The sequence below is a fragment of the Actinomyces sp. ZJ308 genome (assembly GCF_011752065.1).
In the GTDB taxonomy this organism is placed as follows: domain Bacteria; phylum Actinomycetota; class Actinomycetes; order Actinomycetales; family Actinomycetaceae; genus Actinomyces.
Genome location: NZ_JAAIJY010000029.1, coordinates 1 through 25,514, shown reverse-complemented (window position 1 = coordinate 25,514; position 25,514 = coordinate 1). Strand labels below are relative to the sequence as shown.

Genomic DNA, 25,514 nt, shown 5'->3' with positions numbered 1-25,514 from the left:
CGGCCCGTTCCGGACAAGACCCTGCCGCCCGACCACCGTGCGTGGTCGGGCGGCAAACCGTTTTCAGGACAACCAATCAAATGTATTGTGAGTCACTCAGGGGTAGACGCGACTGTCTGAACGGACATACACTCGTGTCCGTTCAGACATTCTTGATCGGATTCGCGCCCGAACGGGCGTTTCCTGCCGACGACACCGACGTCAGGGGTGAGCATGCGCATCGAGGACAGGCACCGCCAGATCGTGGAGCAGGTGCGCGGCGCCGGGCGCGTCCTGGTCGCCGAGCTCGCCGAGCACTTCGACGTCACCCCTGAGACGATCCGCCGCGACCTGACCGCCCTGGACCGCGACGGCGCCCTGCGCAAGGTCCACGGCGGCGCCATCCCCGCCCCCGCCCCGCCCGAGACCGGCGTGACCCAGCGCGAGCAGGTCAACACCTCGGCCAAGCAGGCCATCGCCCGCGCCGCCCTGGAACGGCTGGATCTGAAACCCGGCACCACCCTCCTGGTCGACGCCGGCACCACCGCCGGGGCCGCGGCCCGCCTCCTGCCCGCCGAGTGGGAGCTGACCATCATCACCGACTCCGTCCTGACCGCCGCCTCCCTGGCCGCCGCCGGACACACCCGGGTGCGGATCCTGGGCGGCCAGCTGCGCGGACTCACGCAGGCCGCCGTCGGCCCCGAGGCCGTCGAGACCCTGTCCACCCTGCGCGTCGACGTCGCCCTCCTGGGCGCCAACGGCGTCAGCGCCGCCCACGGGCTGTCCACGCCCGACCCCGACGAGGCCACCGTCAAACGCGCCATGGTGCGCAGCGCCCGCCAGGTGGTGGCCCTGGTCGACTCCACCAAGATCGGCCAGGAACACCTGGTCTCCTTCGCCTCCCTGACCGACGTCGACCTCCTGGTCACCGACGTCGAGCTCCCGCCCGCCCTGACCGAACAGCTCGCCACCACCGAAACCGAGGTCCTCGTCGCATGATCCTGACCCTCACACCCAACCCGTCCCTCGACCGCACCGTCTCCCTTCCCGGCCCCCTCCAGCGCGGCGCCGTCCAGCGCCTGACCGGCGTCGTCATGGAGCCCGGCGGCAAGGGCGTCAACGTCGCCCGCGTCCTGTCCAACTCCGGGCGCGCCGCCACCACCGTCCTGCCCGCCGCCGAGCACGACCCCATCCTCACCGCCCTGGGTGCCCTCGAGCTGCCCGGGCTCACCGTCCACCCGGTGCCCGTGGCCGGCGCCGCCCGCATCAACACCGCGGTCACCGAGCCCGACGGCACCACCACCAAGCTCAACGAGCAGGGGGCCGGCCTGAGCGAGGAGGAGATCGACGCCGTTGAGCACGCCCTCCTGGAGACCCTGGCGACCACGCCGCCGCCGGCCGGAACCGACCCCCACCACTGGGCGGTCCTGTCCGGCTCCCTGCCACCGGGCGTGCCGGCCAACTGGTACGCCCGCCTGGTCCGGCTCCTGCGCGAGGCCGCCCCGGGGCTGCGCATCGCCGTCGACACCTCCGACGAGCCCCTGGCCGCCCTGGCCGCCGAGCTGCCCGACTCGGCCCCCGACCTCATCAAACCCAACGGCGAGGAGCTCGGCCAGCTCGCCGGGCTGCCCGCCGAGCGCGCCATGGCCCTCGAGGAGGGCGCGCTGGAGGGGAGCTACGGCCCCGTCGTCGACGCCGCCCGTCTCCTGGTGGGGCTGGGCATCGGCGCCGTCATGGTGACGCTCGGGCCCGCCGGCGCCGTCCTGGTGACCGCCGACGGCGCCTGGCACGCCACCGCCCCCGAGGTCCCGGTGGTCTCCACCGTCGGCGCCGGGGACTCCTCCGTGGCCGGGTACATCCTGGCCGACGTCAACGGAGGAGGCGAGGCCGAGCGCCTGAGCACCGCCATGGCCTACGGCTCGGCCGCCGCCTCCCTGCCCGGAACCACCCTGCCCACGCCCGCCACCCTGCCCGAGCAGCAGGCCGTCGTCACCCGCCTCGACTGATCCGGTGGCGGCGGCGCCCGGACCTTCCGGAGTCCGGCGCCGCCGCTGATCGCCGTCGGCCGCCGGGACCACCGACCCGACCACCCGCAACACCGTCCGCCTCTGACCGCCAACTGTTCGCCAACCGACCACCAACCACCCCTGCCCGCCTCGACCACCTGTGACACGCACCCGCCGCCCACCGGGCGGCAGCACCTCGGACACCAAGGAAGACCATGACCGAGAACACCCCACTGATCATCCCCGAGCTGGTCGCGCTCGACGCCGACGCCGGCCCGGGCAAGGAAGACGTCATCGAGTTCCTGGCCGCCACCGTGGCCGGCGCCGGCCGGGCCTCCAGCCCCGACGGCCTGGCCGCCGACGCCAAGAAGCGCGAGTCGACCGCACCCACCGGGATCCCCGGCGGCATCGCGATCCCGCACTGCCGCAGCGCCCACGTCCTGGCCCCCAGCCTCGGCTTCGCCCGACTGGCCGAGCCGGTCGACTTCGGGGCCGCCGACGGGCAGGCCGCCGACCTCGTCTTCATGATCGCGGCACCCGACGGCGCCGACGACTTCCACCTCCAGCTCCTGGCCAAGCTCGCCCGCGGCCTCATGCAGTCCGAGTTCACCGACGCGCTGCGCCAGGCCCCCGACGCCGAGGAGGTCGCCCGGATCGTCACCGGGCAGGTCCAGCCCGAGCTGCTCGACGGCGCGGGCGAGGAGGGGAGCGGGGCCGCCGAGGACTCCGGAGACTCCGAGGGCGCCGAGGGCTCGGCCGCTGCGGCGTCGTCGGCCCCCGCGGCGGGCGAGACCGTGATCGTGGGCGTCTCCTCCTGCCCCACCGGCATCGCCCACACCTTCATGGCCGCCGAGGCCCTGGAACAGGCCGGCAAGGACCGCGGCATCACCGTGACCATCGAGGGGCAGGGCTCGGGCAGGATCGACGCCCTCGACCCCGACCTCATCGAACGCGCCACCGCCGTCATCTTCGCCCACGACCTGCCCGTCAAGGGACGTGAGCGCTTCGCCGGAAAGCCCGTCATCGACGTCGGCGTCAAGGCCGCCGTCAACGACGCCGGGTCCCTCGTGGACAAGGCCCTGGCCGCGGCCGACGACCCGAGCGCGGCCCGCGTGCCGGCCGGCAGCGAGTCCAGCGAGGAGAGCGAGGAGGGCTCCGAGCACTGGGCGCGGCGCCTCCAGCGCTCGGTCATGACCGGCGTGTCCTACATGATCCCCTTCGTGGCCGCCGGCGGTCTGCTCATCGCCCTGGGCTTCCTCCTGGCCGGGTACGACGTCGCCAACCTCTACGAGAAGATCTCCATCAGCGACTACTCCCTGTGGAACCTTCCCGGCAACGAGTTCGTTTACGAGATCAAGAACTCGGCGGGAACAGTCGTCGGTACCGAGACGATCACCGTGTCCCAGTCCGGGCTGCTGCTGTACATCGGGTGGACGCTGTTCCTGCTGGGGCAGGCGGCCATGACCTTCCTCGTGCCGGCGCTGGCCGGCTACATCTCCTTCGGCCTGGCCGGCAGGCCCGGTATCGCCCCGGGATTCGTCATGGGCGTCGTCGCGGTCGAGGTCGGTGCCGGGTTCATCGGCGGCCTGGTCGGCGGTATCCTCGCGGGCTACTTCGCAGCCTGGCTGGCCGGGCTCAACGTGCCGGCCTGGCTGCGCGGGCTCATGCCCGTGGTCATCATCCCGCTGGGCACCACGCTGGTGGTCGGCGCCATCATGTACATGGTCCTCGGGCTGCCGCTGGCCTCCCTCATGACCGCGCTGCAGGACGGGCTGACCTCCATGTCCGGGGGCGGCTCCGCGGTGCTCCTGGGCGTCATCCTCGGGCTCATGATGTGCTTCGACCTGGGCGGGCCGGTCAACAAGGCCGCCTACCTCTTCGGCACCGCGGGCCTGTCAGCCGCCAGCGCCCAGAACACCGCGCCCTACGAGATCATGGCCACCGTCATGGCCGCCGGCATGGTGCCGCCGCTGGCGATGTCGGCCGCGACCTTCCTGCGCTCGCGGCTGTTCACCAAGGCCGAGGTCGAGAACGGGCGCAGCGCCTGGCTGCTGGGGCTGTCCTTCATCTCCGAGGGCGCCATCCCCTTCGCCGCCGCGGACCCGTTGCGCGTCATCCCGGCCACCATGGCCGGCGGCGCGGTCACCGGGGCCATGACCATGGCCATGCACGTCGGCTCGCGCGCGCCCCACGGCGGTGTGTTCGTCGCCTTCGCCATCACCAACTTCGGCGGGTTCCTCCTGGCGATCCTGGCCGGGACGGTGGTGAGTACCGCGCTGGTCATCCTCCTCAAGGGGCTGGGGCGCAACAAGGACGGTCGGGACAGTGCCGCCGAGGCCCAGCCCGCCGCCGCTGCCGCCTGATCCGGTTCCCGATCGCTGTCACGAGGACGGCCCGGCCTCCAGGGCCGGGCCGTCCTCGTTGCTGCCATGGGTGGCGTGTGCTGCGATGCAGGTACTGCCCGAGCTCGGGGCGCCGGTGGCCGGGGGAGATGGGTGCGCTCCACGAATCGGGGACTGCGTGCGAGCGCTTCAGGCTGAGCAGGGCGGGGCAGAGTGCGCCCCACGAATCGGGGACTGCGTTTTCACGCGGGGACGTGCCTGTCTCGCAGGCTACTGAGGTCTGGCCTCAGTAGCCTGCGGGGAAACGCAGTTCCCGAGGAGAAAGTACGTCCTCGATCACGTCTGTCCCAGGGCGGTGGCGGACATCGTCTCCGGGGCCGTGCACAGGACTGAGACCGGGCCGTCCTGTCATAGGCTTCGCGCCATGGCTGCCAGACGACGCATCGACCCCGCGGCGGGCGCCCAGGCCCTGCGCCAGTGGGCCCAGGAGCATGACGAGACTCAGAAGGCCCCGGGCGACGGTGCCGTGAGCACGGCCGGCGCCGGCGGGGCCGCCGGTGCCGTGAGCCCCGCCGACCGCGCCGCCCGGCGCCGCATCACCGCCACCGCCGTGCGCTACACCCTCGAGGAGCTCGCCGCCTGCGCTCCCGGACGTTCTGTCGAGGTTCGGGTCCCGCCCTTCGGCGTCACCCAGGCCGTCGCCGGAACCGTCCACCGCCGGGGAACCCCGCCCAGCGTCGTCGAGACCGATGCCCCCACCTGGCTGGCCCTGGCCACCGGCCGGATGACCTGGCAGGACGCCCTGGCCGACGGCGCCCTGCAGGCATCCGGCGAGCGCTGCGACCTGTCCGCCTACCTGCCCCTGGTCAGATTCTGAGAGCTTCGCCCCGGCCTACGCCGGCAGGAGCCGAGATCGCTGCCACCGCCAGACTCTGCCGCCGCATGACGGCCCTATGAGACGTCCGCGTGTTCGTAGGGTAGGTCGCGCGGTCGTCCCCTCTACCCCTCGACCGCGCGACCTACCCCTCGACCGCGACGAGGTACGTGCCTCGCCACGGCTCAGATCCCCGCCGTCCCTGAGTCGCAACACGATCGAGGGCTCCGTAAGGGGCAAGAGTGTCACCCATGGAGACTTTTCAATGCGGCATTGTGCGTGGCGCCCCAGGCCGTAAGGCTCTGACCGGCGCAGACACGTTCCGGTTGCTGCTCCGCCGTGCGCATCCGGTCCGAAAAGTCGCCACCAGTGACACATTGGGGCGGTCCCACCCCGTATCCGCCTGTTGATCTCGGTGTCGGCGGCCGGCGCCGGTAGGTTCGTCCCATGAGCCGCACGCGCCTGAGCACCTACACCGCCCCACCCGCCGAGGTCACCCGCGCCCTGGACGAGCTGCGCGCGCAGTACGAGGTGCCCACCGTCTTCCCACCCGAGGCCCTGGCCGAGGCCGAGGCCGCCGCCACCGCCTGGGCCCAGGACGGCCCCGCCCGGCTCCTGGCCGGCGGCGCCCGGGACGCCCGCGACCTGAACCTGGTCACCATCGACCCGCCCGGGTCCATGGACCTCGACCAGGCGGTGCTCCTGGAACGCCTGCCGGCGCGAGGGGACCAGGACGGGGCGGAACCCACTGCTGCCTCGGCCTCATCCGACCCGGCGCCCGCCTACCGCGTCCACTACGCCATCGCCTCGCTGGCCACCTTCGTCACCCCCGACGGCGCCCTGGACGCCGAGCTGCGCCGCCGCGGCGAGACCATCTACGCCCCCGACGCCGCCACGCCCCTGCACCCCGAGGCCCTCTCCCACGGCGCCGCCTCCCTCCTGGAGGACGTGGACCGCCCGGCCTGCTTGTGGACCATCGACCTCGATGCCCGCGGCGAGGTCGTCTCCGCCCATGTGGAGCGCGCCCTGGTGCGCTCGCGGGCCCGCCTGACCTACGGCCAGGTCCAGGCGGCCATCGACGGGGAGGGCTCCCTGCCACCGGCCGCACCGGCCGACCTGCCCGAGCTCCTGGCCCGGATCGGCCGTCTGCGCCTGGAGCGGGAGGCCGCCCGCGGCGGCATCAGTATGACCACGCCCGAGCAGGTCATCGAGGTGACGGGAGCGCCGGAGTTAGCCGGAGCGCCGGAGCCGGCCGAGGCGGACGCCTCCGGGGCGGCCGAAGCGGCCGGCCCCGAGGGGCCCGCCGGGGCTACGAGCCCGGACGGCTACCGGCTCGCCTACCGGGTGCCCGTACCCGCCGAGCAGTACAACGCCCAGATCTCCCTGCTCACCGGCATGTGCGCGGCCCGGATCATGGTCGAGTGCGGCGTCGGCATCCTGCGCACTCTGCCGCCGGCGCGCCCCGAGGACTACGCCCGCCTGCGGCGCGTCGCCGCGGCGCTGGGCATCGACTGGCCGGCCGCCCGGCCCTACCCCGAGCTCGTGCGCGGCCTGGACCACGCCGTGCCCGCCCACGCCGCCTTCATGGACCAGGCCATGTCCCTCTTCCGCGGGTCGGGCTACCTGTCCTTCGGCGCGGGCGGCATCGGCGTCCCGGCCGACGACGAGGCCTCCGACACCGAGGAGGCCGTCCACTCCGCGATCGCCGCCCGCTACGCCCACGTCACCGCGCCGCTGCGCCGCCTGGTGGACCGCTACGGCGAGGAGGTCTGCATCGCCGCCTGCGCCGGGGCGCCCGTGCCCGAGTGGGTGCTCCGGTCCCTGCCCGACCTGCCCGGCGTCATGGAGCAGACCGGCAAGCGCGCCCGGGCGATCGGCCGAGGCGCCCTGACCGCCCTGGAGGCCCTGGTGCTGCGCGGCCACGAGGGCGAGGTCTTCGACGGCGTCATCACCTCCGAGCGCGACGGCCGCGGCGAGCTCGTTCTGGTCGAGCCCGCCGTCGTCACCGAGATCCGCGCCGGCAAGGGGGCCTCCGACGACGGCCGCCTGCCGGTCGGTGAGCGCGTGCGGGTCCGTCTGCTGTCCGCCGACCCGGCCACCGGCATCCGCTTCAGGCTCCTGCGGGACCAGTCCTGAGGAGCTCGGCGCGTCAGTCCTGTGGGAGGAGCTGATCCAGGAGCTCCTCGGAGTCGGCTCCGATGAGGTCCAGTGCGCCGCGCGAGGCGAGCGAGGCGACGCCGTGGACGGCCGCCCAGGCGGCGGTTGCGGCGGCCTCGGGCGCATCTGGGTGGTCCTTCGCGAAACGGGCCCGCCACTGCTCAAGGAGCGGCAGGGACGTGGCTCGCAGGTTCCTGCCGCTGCTGGCCAGCAGGTCGTGGCGGGTGATGAGGTCGAAGGCGTCCGGATGCTCGACGGCGTAGGAGACGTAAGCCCTCGCGGTGTCCCTGAGACTCCCTCCGGCGTCGGCGACGTGTTCGCGAAGCTCGCCGAGGCAGACCTCGGCGATCGCGGCCAGAAGCAGCGCGAGGGTGGGGAAGTGGCGCCTCGGCGCGCCGTGGGAGACGCCGCAGCGCCGGGCCACCTCCCGTACCGTCACCGCGCCGATGCCGTCTTCGTCGAGCAGCTGGCGTCCTGCATGGATCAGGCGGTCCTCGGTTTTCTCGCTCATGGTCATAGCCTGCATGTTGTAGACGGCGTCTACAACTGGTAGACATCGTCTACATGATGGTTTTCGGGTCCTCCCTCGCCCTGGTTGCGGTTGGTTCCGCGCTGCACGCCCTGTGGAACGTGCTGGTCAAGCGGTCAGGCACCTCCGACGTGACCTTCGTGTGGGTCTACAGCGCCATTGCCGCGCCGCTGTGGTTGGGGGTGCTGGGGGCGGCGGCGCTGACCGGTGGCCTCGGCCCGGCGTGGTGGGCGGCCCTCGTCAGCACGGCGCTGCACACCGCCTACGCCGCGGTACTCCAACGCGCCTACTCGGCGGCGGAGCTGTCAGTGGTCTATCCGGTCTCACGCGGGCTGGCGCCGGTCCTCGTGACATTGGCGGCTGCGCCGTGGGCGGGGACCCCGAGCGCGATGCAGGTGGTGGCGCTGCCCGCCGTCATGGTCGGCGTCGTCCTCGCCTCGGGCGCCGCCTGGCACAACCTGACCCGGGCCCGGGGATTCTGGGCGGGCGGCGCCGTCGCCTCCTGCACTGCCGCCTACACCCTGTGGGACGCCTTCGCCGTGGCGCACCTGCACGTCTCGGTCATCCCATATATGGCGCTGTCCGGTGCGGCCCAGCTCGCACTGCTCACCGCCGTGCTGGTCCGACGTCGCCGTGAGCTCCCGGCCGCCCTGGCCGCGGGCTGGGTGCGTGCCGTCCCCATCGCGGTCCTGGTGCCGGCGAGCTATGCGCTGGTGCTTCTGGCCATGCGCCTCGGGCCCGTCTCCGTCGTCGCCACCTCCCGGTGCCTCAACGTGGTCTTCGGCGTCATCGCAGGGGTGTGGCTCCTGCGCGAGCCATTCACCAGACGATCGGCGCTGGGTGTGGCGATGATCGTCGTCGGCGTCCTCCTGGGGGCCGGCTAGCGTCGCCGGAAGGACGCGAGTGGGCTGACCGGCTGTCGCAGCGCGGGCTAGAGCCCCAGGAGGCGCTCGGCGTTGCCGTGGGCGATCGCCGCCCGCTGGGTCTCGGTGAGGTCGGCGGAGTCCAGGTAGTCCCGCACCCCGTCCAAGCTCTGGTAGGGGTAGTCGGTGGAGAACAGGATCCGCTCGGCCCCCAGCAGCTCGATGCAGAAGGCCAGCTGCTCGGAGTTGAGCATCCCGCTGGGGGTGACGCTCACATGGTCGCGGTAGGTCTCCAGGATCGTGCGCTCCAGGCCCGTTGCCTCCCGGGGCAGGGCGTCGTCGAGCCTTCGCAGGAAGAAGGGCACCATCTCGCCCCAGTGGCCGCTCATCACCTGCAGACCCGGGTGCCGCTCGAAGGCCCCGGACAGGATGAGGCGCACGACGCCGACCCCGGCCTCGTGGTGCCAGCCCCAGCCGAACATGGCGAGCCGCGCGTCGATCTCCTCGTCGAAACCGCTGTAGTAGGCCTCGGCCACGCCCGCCGCCAGCAGCCCCGGGTGCAGGTAGATCGGCACCCCGAGCTCGGCCAGGGCCGCCAGGACGACGTCGTAGCGGGAGTCATCGAGGAAGGCCTCGCCGGGGCGGCCGTTGAGCAGCGTGCCGCGCATCCCCAGATCGGTCACCGCGCGGCGCAGCTCGGCGGCCGCGGCGTCGGGATCGTGCCAGGGCAGCGTGGCCAGGGCGGCGAAGCGGTCGGGGTGCTCGGCGACCGCGCCGGCCAGCAGGTCGTTGGCCCGACGCGTCAGGTCGGTCTGCTCCTGGGGTGGGGCGAGCTGCGGGAAGCCGCCGATGGACAGCACCTGCACGTCGATCCCCGCGGCGTCCATGTCGTCCAGCCGCGCCTGGCCCAGGTCCATGAGCTTGCGCGCCGAGACGTCCTGGGCGACGACGTGCGGCCTCGTGGCGCCCTCGACGTGGAGCCCGTCGGTGACCCGGCTGCCCCAGCCGGCCAGGTACGGGGCGCTGCGCCCGGCCACCGGCCCCGAGGCCCGGGCCAGCGGGGCGCTCAGTGCGTGCTCCTCGACGCAGATGAGCCTCGTGCGCTGGGCCGCCGGGACTGGGGTTGCCGTGCTGGGTGCCCTGTCCGTTGCGCTGTCGCTCGTCGTTGCCTGTGCCATGCCATTGACCGTGGAGGAAGTCATGCCCCGAAGCCTAACCAGCGCCCTGTCCCGTCTCGCTGCGGCCGGGGTGGGAGGAAAAGTCCCTCCGGGAACCTTCAGACTTCGGTGGGTCCTGGCGTCGACAACCTCCAAGACCGCGGCATCTGGCTGCCCGGGCGCCCACCGGCGGACCGGAGCTGGCCCCCGTCGATGGGCAGAGGACCCCGGGCCATGAAAGACTGTGCGTGTGCGCACCGGTGAGAACCCCACGCAGACCACCTCTGACCACCCCGACGACGCCCACCACGCCCCCCAAGCACCCCGGGCAGGCTCCTTCGAGTCCGGCGGCCGGCCCGGCCGGTCCAGTGATGCCGATTCCGCGGCCCCCTTGACTCCTGTGGACCCCGTGGCCTCCGCGGAACCCGTGAGCGCCCCCAGCCTGACGGCCCTGCCCGATGACCACTCCGACGAGCTCGAGCCCGCCCCGCGCGAGGAGTGCGGCGTCTTCGGCGTCTGGGCGCCCGGCGAGGAGGTCTCCCGCCTGACCTACTTCGGCCTCTACGCCCTCCAGCACCGCGGCCAGGAGTCCGCCGGGATCGCCACCTCCAACGGCTCCCAGATCCTCGTCTACAAGGACCTCGGCCTGGTCTCCCAGGTCTTCGACGACCAGGCCCTGTCCAACCTCACCGGGCACATGGCCGTCGGCCACGTCCGCTACGCCACTCAAGGGGCCACCACCTGGGAGAACGCCCAGCCGATGCTCGGCCCGGCCGCCGGCTCCACCCTCGCCCTGGCGCACAACGGCAACCTCACCAACACCCGCGAGCTCATGGACGCCGTCCACGCCACCTCCGGGGAGGACCTCAGCGGCGAGCTGGGCCGCGGCTCCTCCACGGACACCGCGGTCCTGGCCGCCCTGCTCAACCTCATCTCCGAGCACGGCGCCCTGGAGGGCTGGGACTCGGCCGCCGACATCCTCACCTCCGGCATCACCGACGACGCCGAGCTCGACGCCGCCTACTCCGCGCCGGCCCCCCTGAGCGTGTCCCAAGCCGCCCGCCGGGTCCTGCCCATGCTGCGCGGCGCCTTCTCCCTGGTCTTCATGGACGAGGGCACCCTCTACGCCGCCCGCGACCCCCACGGGGTGCGCCCCCTGGTGCTCGGGCGCCTGGGCAACGGCTGGGCCGTGGCCTCCGAGACCGCCGCCCTGGACATCGTCGGCGCCACCTTCGTGCGCGAGGTCGAGCCCGGCGAGCTCATCGAGATCGACGAGGACGGCGTGCGCTCCTCGCGCTTCGCCACCGCCCGCCGCGCCGGCTGCGTCTTCGAGTACGTCTACCTGGCCCGCCCCGACACCCGCATCGCCGGGCGCAGCGTCATCGCCTCGCGCAACGAGATGGGCGCCGCCCTGGCCCGCGAGCACCCGGTCGAGGCCGACCTCGTCATCGCCACGCCCGAGTCGGGCACCCCGGCCGCCATCGGCTACGCCCAGGCCTCCGGCATCCCCTACGGGCAGGGCCTGGTGAAGAACGCCTACGTGGGGCGCACCTTCATCCAGCCCACCCAGACCCTGCGCCAGCTCGGCATCCGCCTCAAGCTCAACCCCCTGCGCGAGGTCATCGAGGGCAAGCGCCTCGTCGTCGTCGACGACTCCATCGTGCGCGGCAACACCCAGCGGGCCCTGGTGCGGATGCTGCGCGAGGCCGGCGCCGCCGAGGTCCACGTGCGCATCTCCTCCCCGCCGGTGATGTGGCCCTGCTTCTACGGCATCGACTTCGCCACCCGCGCCGAGCTCATCGCCACCGGCATGAGCGTGGAGGAGATCGGCGAGTCCATCGGCGCCGACTCCCTGGGCTTCCTGTCCGTGGAGGGCATGGTGGCCGCCAGCGGCCAGAAGGCCGACGACCTGTGCCTGGCCTGCTTCACCGGCGACTACCCGATCCCGCCGCCGGTGCGCAGCCTGAAGTCCGCCGCCATCCCGGTGCGCCGCGTGCCGGCCGCCTACCGGGGACGGCGCCGCGGCGAGCAGCCCGACGACGCCGGGCGCACCGTGCCGCTGGGCAGCATCACCCGCCCGGACCTGGCCTCCGGCAGCCCCCTGGGCTCGACGACGTCGTAGCCCGGGCCCGGCATCGGCCGCGCCCCGGCCGGCCGTGCTCCGGTCATGCCGCCCGAGCCGTCGTCGCCCGCCTGCGCCCGGCCGTCCTCCGCGAACCGGCCGGCATCCATCCGCCAACCACCTGCCAACCGCCCGCCTCCGAGACCCGACCCTCCAAGGAGCCACCACATGAGTCAGCAGCCCGAGCAGACCGCCCCGGGAATCACCTACGCCGCCGCCGGCGTCGACACCGCCGCCGGGGACCGGGCCGTCGCGCTCATGAAGGACGCCGTGGCCGCGACCATGACCCCGGCCGTCGTCGGCGGCGTCGGGGGCTTCGCCGGGCTCGTGGACGTCTCCGCGCTGCGCGACTACCGTCGCCCCCTGCTGGCCACCTCCACCGACGGCGTGGGCACCAAGGTCGCCATCGCCCAGGCCCTCGACATCCACGACACGATCGGCCAGGACCTGGTGGGCATGGTCGTCGACGACATCGTCGTGGTGGGGGCCCGTCCCCTGCTCATGACCGACTACATCGCCTGCGGGCACGTCGTCCCCGAGCGGATCGCGGACATCGTGCGCGGCGTCGCCCAGGCCTGCGCCGCCGTCGGCACGCCGCTGCTGGGCGGGGAGACCGCCGAGCACCCCGGCCTCATGGCGCCCGATGAGTACGACGTCGCCGGGGCCGCCACCGGCGTCGTCGAGGCCGACCGCATGCTCGGCGCGGAGAAGGTGTGCGCCGGCGACGTCCTGGTCGCCCTGGGCGCCTCCGGCCTGCACTCCAACGGCTACTCCCTGGTGCGCCGCGTCATCGAGCACGCCGGTTGGGGGCTGGAGCGCGAGGTCCCCGAGTTCGGCCGCACCCTGGGCGAGGAGCTGCTCGAGCCCACGCGCCTGTACACCCGCGTGTGCCTGGCCATGCTGGAGACCCTGTCCTCGCCGGCCGCCCCCGGGCCGGTCCACGCCCTGTCCCACATCACCGGCGGGGGACTGGCCGCCAACGTCGCCCGCGTCCTGCCCGCCGGGCTCATCGCCGACATCGACCGGGCCTCCTGGGCGGTGCCGCCGGTCTTCTCCACCGTGCGCGAGCTGGGCTCGGTGCCGTGGGAGGACCTGGAGGGCACCCTCAACCTCGGGGTGGGGATGGTCGCTGTGGTCGACCCCACCGCGGTCGACGCCGTCCTGCGGGTCGCCGAGGGATCCGACATCCCCGCCTGGGTGCTCGGCGAGGTGCACGAGGCCGCCAAGTACGAGGCCCAGGACCGCGTCATCTCCGGCACCAAGGGCGTCGACGGTGGCGCTATCGACATTCACGGCGCATACCGGACCGCCTGAGAGACCGCCGCGAGCAGGGCCCCGTCGGATACGTGTCCGACGGGGCCCTCGCCATGCCAGGTGTCACGCTTGGCGACTATTCAATCCCGCCTGGGTCGGCTCTGGAGCGCTGCACCAGGACAGCACGGCCCTGACCTGGGTCGATGCGACGCAGGTTGACCGGGTCAGGAGTGAAAAGTCGCCGAGAGTGACACGGACGGCTGCCTGACAGCCTCGACTCACGCGCTGGTAGGCGCGCGGAAGGGCCGGTAGGTGCGTTCCTCCGGCCCTCCTCGACTGGGGGTGGGGCTACTTGCTGCCCTCGTCCCAGTCATCGTCGTCGACGGCATACTTGGCGGCCAGTTCCTCGTAGTCGATCTCGTCGTCAGGCTCAGATCCCGAGGATGCTGAGACGAGCTCCCGCTCCAGAGCCTTGTAGTCAGTCTCCGGGCTGAAGTACTTGAGCTTACGGGCAACCTTGGTTGCCTTGGCCTTCTGACGGCCGCGCCCCATAGGCTCGACCCCCTCCAACGTGTCACGGCGCGCACGTGGGCGCGCTCTTCCTGGTCAAATATGTCGTGGGCCAACCGTACAACGTCAATGCGCGCGAACACCATTCAGACACCGAGTGCGGATCGTGGTGACGCACACCCCACATATGGGACGTAAGGTCCAAGAAGCCCCCAGAGATCACCCAGTCCACCCCCGGTTGTCCCACAGCAACTCCGCGGACACTGCTCAAGGCCCGCCCGAAGCCCCTCCAGAGGTGTTGATGCTGCTGCCCTGGATGGCCTCGGGGGAGGGGCGGGGAGGCAGAGGGGCGAGTGCCCGGTTGCGCTTCGCCCGAGGCGTACATGACGGTGACGCTCAGGGGCTGCCTTCCTGCGGTGCGGGGCGGGCCCCTACTGCGCGAGGGCGCTGATGAGGGGGCTGGCCTCGCCGGCCCAGGAGATGGCGAGCTGGTCCCGAGCGCGGGTTGCGGCCACGTACAGCAGCGAGCGCTCCCGCAGCAGGGCGTCCGCGATATCGGCCTCGGAGTACTCCTGGTCCCGCAGCGAACGGGGGATCGCGCTGCGCGAGACGTCGAAGAGCAGCACCTTGCGGAACTCCAGTCCCTTGGCCCGGTGCATCGTCATCACCACCGGTCGGCCACGGCCGGCCGCCTCACGGTCCACGGCGCGCACCTCCACCCCGTGCTGCGCCAGGCCATTGACGACGGCGTCGCGCTGGTAGCGGTCGCGCACGAGGACGGCGATGGTCTCCGGGGCGCTCTCGCCACTGTCCCGGTCCTGCTCCAGCCACCGGCTCAGCAGCTCGGCAGCCTTGCTGAGCTCATCTGCGCGGTCGGCGGCGTGGAGGAGCAGGGGCTCGGGCCCTGAGCGCGGCGAGACGTAACGGTGCTCCTCGGCCTGACCCTCCATGTCCTCGTAGGCGCCGGGGTCGAGGATCCCGAAGGCCGCGTCGAGGTTCTGGCGCGTGGTCCGGTAGTTGCGGGTCAGCCGCCGCGAGCGCCCACGCACCTGGATCCCGTAGTGGCTCAGCGTGATCTTCTTGCCGTAGATCCGCTGGTGGGAGTCCTCGGCCAGGAACAGGTCATCCGGCCCGGCCTCCACCAGGGCCCGCAGCAGCTGGAGATGGGCGGGCGTCAGGTCCTGGGCCTCGTCGACGAGCACGTGCCGGAAGGGCCGGGGCACCCCCCGCTCCGCCTCGTGGTCCAGCCAGGCGGCCGCCAGGGCGAGCTGCTCGGAGAAGGAGGTGACGCCCAGGTCGGCGCTGCGGTCCCGGTAGCGTTCAACGGCCTTCCACACGGCGGCGCGCTTGGAGCGGTCGAGGGCCACGCCCCGCCCGGGCCGCCGCACGCGCAGGTACTGCTGAAGAGTGGTGACTCGCTGGGGCAGCACGATCATCTCGTACTCGGACTCCAGGAAGTCGGCGGACCGCAGCCCCTCGGGCAGCTCGTCGCCCATGAGGGTGAGGACCTCCTGCCACACGTCGGCCCGGGGGTAGGTGAGCACCTGCCGGCGAGGCTGGCCGATGACCTGCTGCGCCGTCTGGGCGATGGCGTCCCCGGCGCGCTGGAGGATCATGCGCGCGACCCGGTCCAGACCACTGACGAGGACACCGGGCTCGCCGAGCCTCTCGGTGAAGGTGAGCTCCGGGGCGAGCTGGGCCAGCTGACGGCGCAGGTCGTCGGCGAGGTTGCGCGTGTAGGTCGTCAGCAGGATCCGAGGCTCTCGCCCCGCGGCCTCGTCGCGCTCGGCGAGCTCGACGGCGCGGTGCACCGCCACAACGGTCTTCCCGGTTCCGGCGCCGCCCGAGATGCGCATGGGGCCGCTGGCGCGCCGCTCCACGAGGGCGCGCTGCTGGGGGTGCAGGAAGAGCTGCCACTCGGCGAAGGTGAGCCCCTCGATGGCGCGGCGCAGGTCCTCGTCGTTCTCCAGCCAGGTGAAGGTGGTGCGCGCCGCGCGAGTGCGCAGGCCGGCGATGAGGTCGGCGTCGGTGGGGTCGGAGGCCACCTCGTCGGCGGGCAGCAGCCCGAAGTCCTCACGGACGTCGGCGATCGTCGAACCGGTGGCCAGGTTGAGCAGCGCCTCGCCCTGCCAGGCGACCCGGGCGGTGGCGGCCAGGTCGAGGACCTGGGACTCGCGGGTGGCCGCGAGCGCCGCGGCGCCCAGCCGGACATCGATACCGAGCTCGTCGCGCAGCACCTCCACGCTCAGGCCCTCGGGCCACCTCGGTGCCTGGTCGCGCCCGGAGACGACGACGGCGCCGGCCACGGGGACGGCCCCGCCCTCACCGTGGCGGTCCTCGTCACGGCCGTCCACCCCACCCTTAGAGACCGGTCCCGCGTCCGGATCGGCAGCCGGCCCGGCACCCGGAGCCTTGGCCGCCTCCTCGTTGCGGCGGCGGGCCTCGGCATTGGCCGCCTGGATCCGGGCGGTCTCACGGGCGATCTCGTCGGTCTCACGCCGGGCGGCGGCGAGCTCGGCCTGGGCGGCGCGCCTGGCCTGCTCGACGGCGTCGGCGTCCTGGGCGATGAGGTCCCTGATGTGGGTGACCTCGGTGGTCCCGTTGTAGGGATTGATGCCGACGGTGACGGACTCGGCGATCCTGTTGGCCTCATCGTGCTGCCAGATGCCGTGAATGACGTAGACGGGCCCGGACTCGGCGCTCAACTCGAACAGGACGGCCCGGTAGGAGTCGGTGACGCGCGCGGTACGCACACGCCGGTCATGTGCCCCGCGAATGTGCTCCAGGTGCAGGCCCGAGCTCGTGGTCATGGTGGCGAGCTTGGTGATGAATGGCCCGATCTTCGCCCTGAGGGACGGGTCCTTGGTGGTGGCGTCCTTGGTCTTGCTGCTGGGCCACAGGATCGCGGGCATGTCAGTGTCCTTCCAGGAGCTCGGGGATGAGCGCGCAGATGTCGGCGGTGGTGCGGGCCGGATCGTCCCCGGTGACGACGACGCGCCAGCCGTCCGCCGCCAGGGCCTCGACGTCGCCCTCCTGCGGCTCGGCCAGGACGGCGACCTTCGGTGCGGCCCAGGACAGGTCCGTCATGATGCCGCCGGCCAGCTCGACGCCGTCGCCCTCGTGGGGGATGCCGGCGGCCGCCAGGTGAGGCAGGAGCGTGAGGATGGCGGCGGGGGTGAGGTCCCGGTCGACGTCGTCCCAACCGAGATCACGCATGGTGGCGGGGCTGCCCGCGACGTCGGTGACGGTGGTCCGGGCGTCGGCGCGGGCCTGCAGCTCGGCCAGGGCCCGGCTGGTGGTGGTGATGTCCACGGGGCTCTGGGCCAGGGCGAGGACGTTGCTCAACCGCAGCCAGGTCAGCCAGGCCTCGGCGTGGTCGGGGGAGGCCAGGGCCTCCTCGGAGTCGTCGAGCACGAGGGCCATCCCCGTGGTGGAGGTCCCGGTGAGCTGGACCGCCAGGGCGAGGTGGGGGATCGCGAACACCGAGCCTGAGGTCCTGGCCCCCGGGGCGCCGCCTCCCGACGCCGTGGCCTCTCCACCGGGCTCGGGCAGGTCGTCCTCGGGCCGCAGGGCGCGCAGCGCCTCCCATAGCGGGTCCGCACCCGCCTCCTGGGCGCGGGAGTAGCGCAGGGAGGAGCTCTTGCCCAGGGGCAGGTGCTGGGCGGCGCCGACGACGAGCGGCCCCCAGGCCGAGTCCGCCAGGGCGCTCATGGCTCTCGCCTCCGGGCTGGGGTCGGGACCGGCGTCGGGGCCGCCCGAGTCGTCCAGGAGCATCGCCTCCAGAAGTGCCATCGGCCCGCCGCGCCAGGCGGCGACGGCCTGGTTGGTGACGCCGCCTGCGCGGGCGGGCCCCAGGGAGCCGTTCATGAGCCGGGCGGCCGCGTCGTCATCGAGCCAGGTCGGGTCCCATGGTCCGTCCAGGTCCTCGACGCCGACGGAGACGACCCGGTACCCGGCGGCGCGCAGCCGGGCGCGCTTGTCGGCGTCGTCGGCCAGGCGGTTGTGCGTGCGGCTGGCGTGGTAGCTGCGCCCGTCGGTGAAGATGGCGATGGGGCTGCGGCCCCCGGGGCGCAGGCAGGTGAAGTCGGGGCGGGTTCCGCTCGCGTCGAGCTGGGGGCGGATCCTCCAGCGGCCCCCGTCGATCTCCAGGGCGGGTGCGCCCGAGGGGTCGGAGACGGTGCGCACGGCCATCTCCTTGCTCATCAGCTCGGCGAGGGCGGCCCGGAAGCGCACCTCCAGGGGGCTCTCCCCGGTGCCGGCGCGCACGGCCTCGTCGGTAACCTCCCACTGGGGTATGTCCGGGTCGAGGTCGGCGAACTGGACCTCGGCGCCGGCGGCCTCAAGCCCCAGGAGCTGGCCGATGGCGTGGAGGGCGGCCATGCGGGTGACGTCGCCGGAGACGGCGTGGGGCTGGAGGCAGTCGGGGCACATGTCCTTGCCCTCGGCCCGGCACGGGCAGGTCTCCAGGCGCTGCCCGGTGCGCACGAGCAGCCGCCAGAGCCGGGCGGGATCGTCGTGGTCGGTGAGGTAGCCGGTGCCACCGGGGACGGTGTCGTGCAGGAGGAGGGCTGGGCGGGTCTCTCCGGGGGCACCGCCCGCGACGGGGTGGGGGACGCCGACGATCCCCAGGTGGTCGGGGGACCCGCCGGTGGTGATCTCCAGACCCAGCAGGATCGCGGAGGCCAGGGAGTCCACCCCCACCCGGTCGGTGGCGAAGCCCAGGGGCAGCACGAAGGCGAGGGCCTCGGTGCTCAGCTCGCGCATGAGGTCGACGGCGATGGCGTGCTCCACCGGGTCGCTGCGGTACCGGCACCAGGGCCGGTGCTCGCGGGCGGAGGAGGTGCCGGTGCTCGTGTCGAGCTTGCCGCAGGCCTCGCACAGGCGGAAGTCCCGCGAGGCCACGGCAATGCCCGCCACCCGGTCGACGCTCTGGCCGGCCAGGGCCCGCCCGGTGTTGAGCCAGCGCAGGTTCATGGCGCGGTAGCGGGCCAGCCCGAACCCGGAGGCCTCCACGCTCCACTGGCGCACCGCGCGTGCAGGGTCGATGTCGGCCAGGGGCAGCACCTCGAAGTGGGTGCGGACCCGCTCGTCACTGGAGTCCCCGATCCGGGCGTCGTCCCTGGAGACGTCCGCGAAGACCCGGCTCAGGCGCAGGACCCGCCGGGCGCGCCCGACGTCGGCGATGGCAGTGTCACCGCACCTCGGGCACTGCGAGGGCGCGGCCGGCGCGTGCTCCTGGGGGCCGTGGACGTCGACGTACCCGCAGGCCTCGCAGGTCAGCCACCACTGCGCCTGGTCCTGCAGGTCGGAGGCGTCGATGCCCTCGATGCCCATCTCCAGACCGCGGGTGTAGAAGGTGGCGCCAGGGGCGAACTCCTTGAGGGCGTGGACGGAGGCGCGCTCGACGTCGCAGGGCTCAGTACGGAACTCGTCGTTCTCCGGGTCGCGCCAGGAGACGCGGGCGGACAGGCGCACCGAGTCGTCGATGAGGGTGTAGTTGGGCAGGATGCCGTGGCGCTCCAGGGCCGAGACCCAGTGCTCCTGCTTCAGCTCGAAGATCCGGGTCTGGGCCGCCTTCTGGGCGCCCTCGGCGGCGCGTAGGGCCCGGGCGTCCTCCTCGGTGGCGTTGGGGCGGTCAGCGACCACCGTCAGCTCGGGCAGGGCCTCGCGGATCTGGCGCTCCTGGTGGCGCAGCCGCTCGGACTCGGCGCGGTGCTCGGCGGCGGCCCGTTCAAGCATCTGGCGGGGTCCGGCGCCACCGTCCTGAACCACCCAGGCGGTCAGTCGGTCGAGCGCCGGCGTGCGCGTTGTGAAGGCGGAGGTGAAGGCCTGCGCCAGCAGGGGACCGTCGCGCTCGATCCGCTCGCTCATGGTGGCGATGAGGGAGCCATCCCCGGTGGCGCCCAGGGCGGTCTCGGCGGTGGCGCGGCTGTGGCTGCCGGAGGGGACGGCCGGGTGGTTCTCGCGGGTGAGGGTGTCGATGACGGAGGCGAGGAACTGGCGGCGCAGGATCTCCTCGGCCCCCAGGTAGGTCGACGGCGGCGCCACCGAGCCGTTGAGGAGCCGGCCGGGGTTGTCGAGCACCGGGAGCTGGTTGCGCCGGCCGGGCACGTAGGCCAGGGCGAGCGCCGAGCCGCTGCGGCGCCCCGCGCGGCCCACCCGCTGCACGTAGGAGGCGACCGTCGCCGGCAGGGAGCCGAGCATGACGGTGGACAGGTCCCCGATGTCGATACCCATCTCCAGGGTGGGGGTGGCCACGAGGACGTTGGGGTCGCCCGGCAGCTGATCGGGGCGCTTGAAGCCGGTCTCGACCTCGGCACGCTCGTTGGCGTCGAGCAGGGAGGTGTGCTCATGGGAGTCGACCCGGCGCACGTGGGCCCCGGCGTACATGCTCCGATAGAAGCTCTCCGCCGGGTGGGGGCCGGCCTCCAGGCGGCCGGGGCACGCGGCGGCCGGGCAGGGGGCGCCGTCGAGCTGGCCGACGGTGGCCGCGGCGGCGGGCAGCTGGGTGCGGCAGGTGCCGCACACCAGGAGCAGGGCCTCACCGGTGGTCTCGCCCAGTGGGGAGACGACGACGCGCCCGGCCGGCAGCCCGTAGACGGTGCCGCCGCTGTCGGTGCCGGTGGCGGTGAGGATCTCGGCCTCGGCCAGGTGGGCCAGGAGCGCGCAGGCCAGGCGGGCGGCGTGGGTGGGCACCACGTCCAGGCACTTGCGGGTCCAGGTGGCGTACCAGGACCTGGATGAGCCCACCGGCACGAAGGCCGACTTGCGGGTGTCCAGGCCGCCACCCACCTGGGGGAAGGCGGGGGCGGCGCGCCCGGTGGGGAAGGCGGGCTGGCCCTGGTCGCGCTTGCGCTTGTACCAGATCCACAGGCGCTTGCCGTCGTCGCGCTTGTAGCGTGCCAGCCACTCGTGGTCGATGGCGCCGTCGCGGCGCATGTGCTCCAGGGTGCCGCGCACCCAGGCGAGCAGGCGCGCGTCGGTGAGGTCCTCGAATCCGTCGAGGGCGCCCTGCCGGCCACCGCCGAGGACCCGGCGGGCCAGGTCGATGAGGGCGGCGGCCTCGCCGGCCCGGACGTGGGCGGTCACCGAGCCGGTGGCCTCCAGGGTGCGCCCGTAGGTCGACTGGAGGCCCACCTCCAGGGCGATGTCGAACAGGAGCCGACGGCGCACATGGGGCTTGGCCCGGCTGCGCCTGGAGGCAGGGGCGCTCGGGTCCCAGTAGGGCTTGAAGCGCTTGTGCTCGGTCAGGTCCGCCGGGACGAGCCGGTAGCGGTCGAAGGCGCTGGCCTGGGCGTCGTCGAGAGCGGCCTCGGCCCACTCCTCGATGGGCATCTCGGCGGCGAGCGCCCCCCGCAGGGCCGAGCGCAGGCTCATGGTGTGGGAGCGCTGGTTGACGAAGCCGGCGCGGTGGGCGGCGTCCTGCACGGAGTCGGTGAAGATGAGGGCGCGCTTGTCGGCGTCGTCCAGGGCGTCGTCGCCGAACAGGGTGGTCAGTGACACCGACAGGAGCGTGGAGACGGCCGAGCCGAGGAAGCGGATCGAGTCCTTGTCACCGCAGGAGGGACACACGTCGCGGGTGGAGTCCTCGGCGATGCTGCGCTCGTCGCCGGTCAGGGTGAGGACCGGCAGGATAAGGCCCTCCTTGGCCTCCGGGTCGTCGTCGGCGGGGCGGCGGGTGAGGAGCTCACGGCTGTTGACGGAGTACCAGCGCAGCCCGGGGTGGCGGGCCTGCGGGGCCGGCTCCCCGGCCTCCAGGCGGGCGCGGTAGTCGGCGTCCTCCCCGGGGGCGTGCAGCAGAGCCCGGAAGCGGGGGTCGCCGATCTTCCGGTCGCGGCGCACGTAGGACTGGTCCTCCTTCTCCTGCTGCCCGGTGGGGGCCAGCACGATCCCCCAGCCGGAGCGCCCGCAGGAGCGGCAGTACAGGGCCGGGCGCGCCGGCTCGTCGACCTGGTGCTGCTCGGCGATCGCGTCACTCCAGCGGAAGGCGGGCAGGGAGCTCAGGGCCCGGTCGACGCGGGTGACCTCCCGGATCCACAGGGTCACCTCCACGTTGACCGCGCGCCGGTCGGGGCGGCCGTCCAGCCCGGCGCGCACCACCGACAGGGCCGCCAGGATCGCCGAGAGGACCTGGCGGGCCAGGTCCGGCTCGTGGGCGGGGCCCAGCAGGGTACGGGCGAGTTCGGCCAGCGGTGTGGAGTGCTCGGCGGCGCGCACGAGGTCCAGGACGTCCGGATGGGCCTGGAGCGCGGAGGCCAGGGCGGCGTCGAGGGTGTCCTCCGGGTCCCCGGGCAGGTCGTAGAGGTGGGCGACGACGCCGCGCAGCAGCTCCTCGGGGGTGGGGGAGGCGGTCTGGGCGAGTCGGGCCAGGGCCTGCAGGTTCTCACCGGGCAGGGACCTCAGGCGCAGGGCGTGGCCGGTCAGGCCCTTGGCGGTGGCTGCGCGGCGGTGGGTGTCAGCCCACTGGTCGAGGTCGGCGCGGGTCTCGGTGACGACGGCGTCGGCGGGCAGGTCCGGTCCGAAGACGTCACGGGCGAAGGCGAGCATCCGGGAGGGGTCCCCGCCGTCGCCGAGGGTGGCGGAGGTGGCCACGGGGCACACGGGCCCCAGCGGGGAGGCGGCGAAGGCCTCCTGGCGGGGGTCGTCGGTGGGCAGGTGGGCGCGCAGGGTCAGGCCCAGTCGCCGCAGCAGCATGGCCACGTCGGTGCCCTGGGCGCCGTCGTAGGTGTGGAACTCATCGAGGACCAGGTAGGTGAGGGAGGCCGCCGAGGCCCGCCACAGCTCGCGGTCCTCGGGGCGCAGGAGGAGCTGGTCGAGCATCTTGTAGTTGGTGAGCAGGATGTCCGGCGGGTCGTCGCGGATGACGTAGCGGTCGGTGATGAGGGAGTCGGCGGTGACGTGCTTGCGCGGCTGGGCCGAGGAGTCGCCCGTGTAGAGGGCGGCGCGCACTGCCGCCAGGGCGGGGTCGTTGGTGATGAGGCGGGCGAGGCGGCCGGCCTGGTCGGTGGCCAGGGCGTTCATCGGGTAGAGGATGAGGGCCTTGATGCCGGTGATCCCCTGGGCGCGGGCGCGCAGGACATGGTCGAGGACGGGGTGGAGGAAGGATTCCGTCTTACCCGAGCCGGTGCCGGTGGTGACGATGGTCGGCTCGGGGCGGTGGCCGGCCTTGGTGGTCAGGCGCCGGTAGGCGTCCTCCTGGTGCTGGTAGGGGGCCAGGCCCGGGTCCCAGTCGAGGGGGCTGCCGGCCGGGGTGGTCTGGTTGGCGGGGGAGGCCGTGCCGGGGCCGGCGGCGGGCGCGCTCGCGGCCAGGTAGGGCAGGCGCAGGCGCACGAAGGGGCCGACGAAGACGCCCTGCTTCTCGTCCTCCAGGAAGTCGGCGAGCACCCGCCTGGGCTCGGCATCCGTGAGCGCGAAGGTCGTCGACAGGTAGTCGACAATGGAGCGCCGGATGCGTTCGGCCTGAAGGCTAGGGAGGAGGAGAGTCATTGGTGGAGCGTGCTGGTGATGGGGCGGTGGGGTGCGGATGAGGCGCGGGAGCCGAGCCTGCCGGGGCGGCGCGGCTTCGCGCGGATCGCCGTTGTTCCGGGAGGAGAATCCCGCAGGTCAGAGGCTACCGCAGTGAGCGGACGGGAGAAGCGGAGCCCGAGTCGCTTCTTGATGACAAGACGTGCATATTCGCGCCCTTCGCCCATACTGGGTGCCATGCCTGACCTGCCTGTCTCCGCTGCGCGCAGCCGGCTCGACGATGTCATCGACGACGCCTGCACCAGCCATGAGCCCGTCTTCCTGACTCGCCGGGGCCGCCGCGTGGCCGCAGTGATCGACGCCGAGGATCTGGAGCGCCTCAACCAGGCGGCGGAGGACCTGGCGGACATTGAGGCCGCCGACGCCGCCCGCGCAGAGATCGCTGAGCACGGCACCATCCCCTGGGACGAGGTCAAGGCTGACCTCGGTCTCGCATTCCCTTCACGGTCCACGGACTTCGCGGGCAGTTCTCAGTGAGGCACCGAGCCTCCTTCGCGGGCATCCTTCATGAGCCTCGCCGGTTGGTGGACATGGCGGAGCGGCGCCGGCAATAATGGTGGGGAGCCACCCGGGTGCCACCGGGCGACTCCCCTAGCAAGCGGTTGGTCTATCCGAACCACTTGCTGAGGGCATCCACAAGGACACCGACGGCCCGGACAAGGTGAGCGATTGCGTTGAGAACGTCGCTCACCTTCCGGGCCGTTACCTTGCCCTTGCGGACGTGTGTGCGTTGGCCTTTCGGCTTGGACACGGCCCTCACCTCCTTCCTGACCTCTCCTTCCCCGGCAAGGACACATGGACGTTCCGGGAGGAGGTGCCAAAGGGAGGCAGGTCTCATCATGGCAGCCTGCACTGACATCCTGAGCTTGGCCCTACCGCGGTTGTAGGCCGCGGCAGTTTGTACGTTGGTAACAAAGGTTGACATCTGTGTTGTGTGGCAAATATAGTTGCCGTCATGGGGTTTTTGAAGAGTGCGTGGAAGCACGGCTTCACACGAGAGGATATCGACCATGCGCTGAACAATCCCGTGACAGTCCATTATTTCGACGGATATGTCATCATCGTCGGTCCTTCTCGGTCCGGTCACCTGATCGAGGTCGGTGTCAATGATGACAACTTCGTCTTTCATGCTATGTCTGCGCGCGAGAAGTTCTTGAGGAGGAAGTGAAATATGAAGCCCACCGAAGAGATGCTTGACGAGATCGAGAACGCCAACAACGGGGATGGTCCGGATCCTGTGGCCACAGTTGAGGATCCTGCCCTCACAAGAATTGCGGTCGCGCAGATACGGCTCCGTGCCGCCGAGCGTGCGCTCGATGAGGCTGTGATGGGCGCACGCGATGTTGGCCTGTCGTGGCAAGCGATAGGGGACGTCTTGGGTATGACTCGCCAGGGTGCGAACAAGCGCTTCCACGCCGCCTGAGGAGTCGTGCATATCCACCTGATCCTAAGGCCTGTTGCGAAAGCACGACGAGGCGTCCACGTGTTCGTAGGGTAGGTCGCGCGGTCGTACCCTTTACCCCTCGACCGCACGACCTGAAACTCATTGGAGTGCTCGACGGCGGGGGAGATATCTCTGACGAGACCGCACTGCACGCTGTTATCACCCTGGTAATGGCGCCACACGAGAACTCCGCGCTGTAGGGAGACATCAGCCATACTGAATGGCCTGGTCCGCATGGGTGCGCGCCCTTCACGCCCGATTGGATCTGTCCATACATGCGTCACATCAATCGTGGGAGGCTTTGCGCAAATTACGAGCCTGTCTTCATCAGCCGCTGGCGATGTCGCGTAATTGGGATTCTCCTCGTTGAGAACCTGAAAGTCCTCGAATTACTTGCGTAGGAGAGCGCCGAGCAGCGGAGGGTGAGATGACCCTTGGAGAATATGGCGAATGGCGCATAAGCACCTGCAGCAACCGCATCATCTATGAGATCGATTACGGAATGCTGATAGTCCTCGTCCTCGCTGTCAACCATCGACGTGAGTTACTCCGCCGAAGTTGAACTTCGTTGTTCACCAGGTGAGTGACACAGAGGAGAGCTCAGAAAGAACTTGTGCCGATGAGGCCTGAGTTGCACAGTTTTTAGTGCCCTGTTGGGATGTTCAGGGCGGTGAGGATTTTCTCGGCTTCGGGGGTCAGGGGGTCGGCGGCGGTGAGGTGGTGGCCGTTGAGGTTGATGGTGACGTCCTGGA

At 72.1% G+C, this 25,514-nt stretch carries 17 protein-coding genes; 11 read left to right on the top strand and 6 right to left on the bottom strand.

Annotated elements, in window-relative coordinates:
• Positions 1–213 precede the first annotated feature (213 nt).
• The 5 genes from HCR68_RS11515 to HCR68_RS11495 all read left to right on the top strand — a co-directional run bounded on the left by HCR68_RS11515 (position 214) and on the right by HCR68_RS11495 (position 7,337).
• Positions 214–978, top strand: coding sequence for a DeoR/GlpR family DNA-binding transcription regulator (locus HCR68_RS11515; protein ID WP_167149604.1), 765 nt, complete (start codon positions 214–216; stop codon positions 976–978).
• Complete coding sequence (locus tag HCR68_RS11510) at positions 975–1,985, top strand: 1-phosphofructokinase family hexose kinase (protein ID WP_167149602.1); 1,011 nt, start codon at positions 975–977, stop codon at positions 1,983–1,985. Before HCR68_RS11515 ends, HCR68_RS11510 begins: the two co-directional genes overlap by 4 nt.
• A gap of 215 nt (positions 1,986–2,200) precedes the next feature.
• A complete protein-coding gene (locus HCR68_RS11505; protein WP_167149600.1) occupies positions 2,201–4,348 on the top strand; it encodes a fructose-specific PTS transporter subunit EIIC in 2,148 nt (715 codons plus the stop codon).
• Positions 4,349–4,751: 403 nt separating this feature from the next.
• Positions 4,752–5,204 carry a sterol carrier family protein gene (locus tag HCR68_RS11500; protein WP_167149598.1) on the top strand — a complete coding sequence of 151 codons (453 nt, stop codon included), beginning with the start codon at positions 4,752–4,754 and terminating at the stop codon, positions 5,202–5,204.
• A gap of 444 nt (positions 5,205–5,648) precedes the next feature.
• Positions 5,649–7,337, top strand: a complete 1,689-nt coding sequence (locus tag HCR68_RS11495) for an RNB domain-containing ribonuclease (RefSeq protein WP_167149596.1) — start codon at positions 5,649–5,651, stop codon at positions 7,335–7,337.
• A gap of 13 nt (positions 7,338–7,350) precedes the next feature.
• Here the strand turns inward: HCR68_RS11495 and HCR68_RS11490 are convergent, their stop codons facing one another.
• Positions 7,351–7,869, bottom strand: coding sequence for a TetR/AcrR family transcriptional regulator (locus tag HCR68_RS11490; RefSeq protein WP_167149594.1), 519 nt, complete (start codon positions 7,867–7,869; stop codon positions 7,351–7,353).
• A 56-nt stretch (positions 7,870–7,925) separates the two neighbouring features.
• On the opposite strand from HCR68_RS11490, the gene HCR68_RS11485 reads away from it, so the two are divergent.
• Positions 7,926–8,771, top strand: coding sequence for a DMT family transporter (locus HCR68_RS11485; RefSeq protein ID WP_243859082.1), 846 nt, complete (start codon positions 7,926–7,928; stop codon positions 8,769–8,771).
• 47 nt (positions 8,772–8,818) lie between these two features.
• On the opposite strand, the gene HCR68_RS11480 is transcribed toward HCR68_RS11485, so the two are convergent.
• Positions 8,819–9,952 carry an amidohydrolase family protein gene (locus tag HCR68_RS11480; RefSeq protein WP_208320597.1) on the bottom strand — a complete coding sequence of 378 codons (1,134 nt, stop codon included), beginning with the start codon at positions 9,950–9,952 and terminating at the stop codon, positions 8,819–8,821.
• A 205-nt stretch (positions 9,953–10,157) separates the two neighbouring features.
• Between HCR68_RS11480 and purF the strand changes: the two genes are divergently transcribed.
• Positions 10,158–12,029 (top strand): amidophosphoribosyltransferase, encoded by a 1,872-nt coding sequence (gene purF / locus HCR68_RS11475; RefSeq protein WP_167149592.1) that lies wholly within the window; start codon positions 10,158–10,160, stop codon positions 12,027–12,029.
• A 168-nt stretch (positions 12,030–12,197) separates the two neighbouring features.
• Positions 12,198–13,343 carry a phosphoribosylformylglycinamidine cyclo-ligase gene (gene purM, locus HCR68_RS11470; protein WP_167149590.1) on the top strand — a complete coding sequence of 382 codons (1,146 nt, stop codon included), beginning with the start codon at positions 12,198–12,200 and terminating at the stop codon, positions 13,341–13,343.
• Between the two features lie 288 nt (positions 13,344–13,631).
• On the opposite strand, the gene HCR68_RS11465 is transcribed toward purM, so the two are convergent.
• From HCR68_RS11465 to HCR68_RS11455, 3 genes are all read right to left on the bottom strand, one after another.
• The gene (locus HCR68_RS11465) at positions 13,632–13,835 is read right to left on the bottom strand and encodes a DUF3073 domain-containing protein (RefSeq protein WP_167149588.1); all 204 of its coding nucleotides are present in this window, start codon (positions 13,833–13,835) and stop codon (positions 13,632–13,634) included.
• Between the two features lie 389 nt (positions 13,836–14,224).
• On the bottom strand, positions 14,225–16,705 hold the full coding sequence (locus HCR68_RS11460) for a UvrD-helicase domain-containing protein (RefSeq protein WP_167149586.1): 2,481 nt from the start codon (positions 16,703–16,705) through the stop codon (positions 14,225–14,227).
• 1 nt (position 16,706) lies between these two features.
• The gene (locus HCR68_RS11455) at positions 16,707–23,279 is read right to left on the bottom strand and encodes a DEAD/DEAH box helicase (protein WP_167149584.1); all 6,573 of its coding nucleotides are present in this window, start codon (positions 23,277–23,279) and stop codon (positions 16,707–16,709) included.
• A 216-nt stretch (positions 23,280–23,495) separates the two neighbouring features.
• On the opposite strand from HCR68_RS11455, the gene HCR68_RS11450 reads away from it, so the two are divergent.
• On the top strand, positions 23,496–23,795 hold the full coding sequence (locus HCR68_RS11450) for a type II toxin-antitoxin system Phd/YefM family antitoxin (RefSeq protein WP_243859081.1): 300 nt from the start codon (positions 23,496–23,498) through the stop codon (positions 23,793–23,795).
• Positions 23,796–23,925: 130 nt separating this feature from the next.
• On the opposite strand, the gene HCR68_RS11445 is transcribed toward HCR68_RS11450, so the two are convergent.
• Positions 23,926–24,447 carry a hypothetical protein gene (locus tag HCR68_RS11445; RefSeq protein WP_167149578.1) on the bottom strand — a complete coding sequence of 174 codons (522 nt, stop codon included), beginning with the start codon at positions 24,445–24,447 and terminating at the stop codon, positions 23,926–23,928.
• 42 nt (positions 24,448–24,489) lie between these two features.
• Between HCR68_RS11445 and HCR68_RS11440 the strand changes: the two genes are divergently transcribed.
• On the top strand, positions 24,490–24,741 hold the full coding sequence (locus HCR68_RS11440) for a hypothetical protein (protein WP_167149582.1): 252 nt from the start codon (positions 24,490–24,492) through the stop codon (positions 24,739–24,741).
• A gap of 448 nt (positions 24,742–25,189) precedes the next feature.
• Positions 25,190–25,324, top strand: a complete 135-nt coding sequence (locus HCR68_RS11435) for a type II toxin-antitoxin system RelE/ParE family toxin (protein ID WP_167149580.1) — start codon at positions 25,190–25,192, stop codon at positions 25,322–25,324.
• The last annotated feature ends 190 nt before the right edge of the window (positions 25,325–25,514 follow it).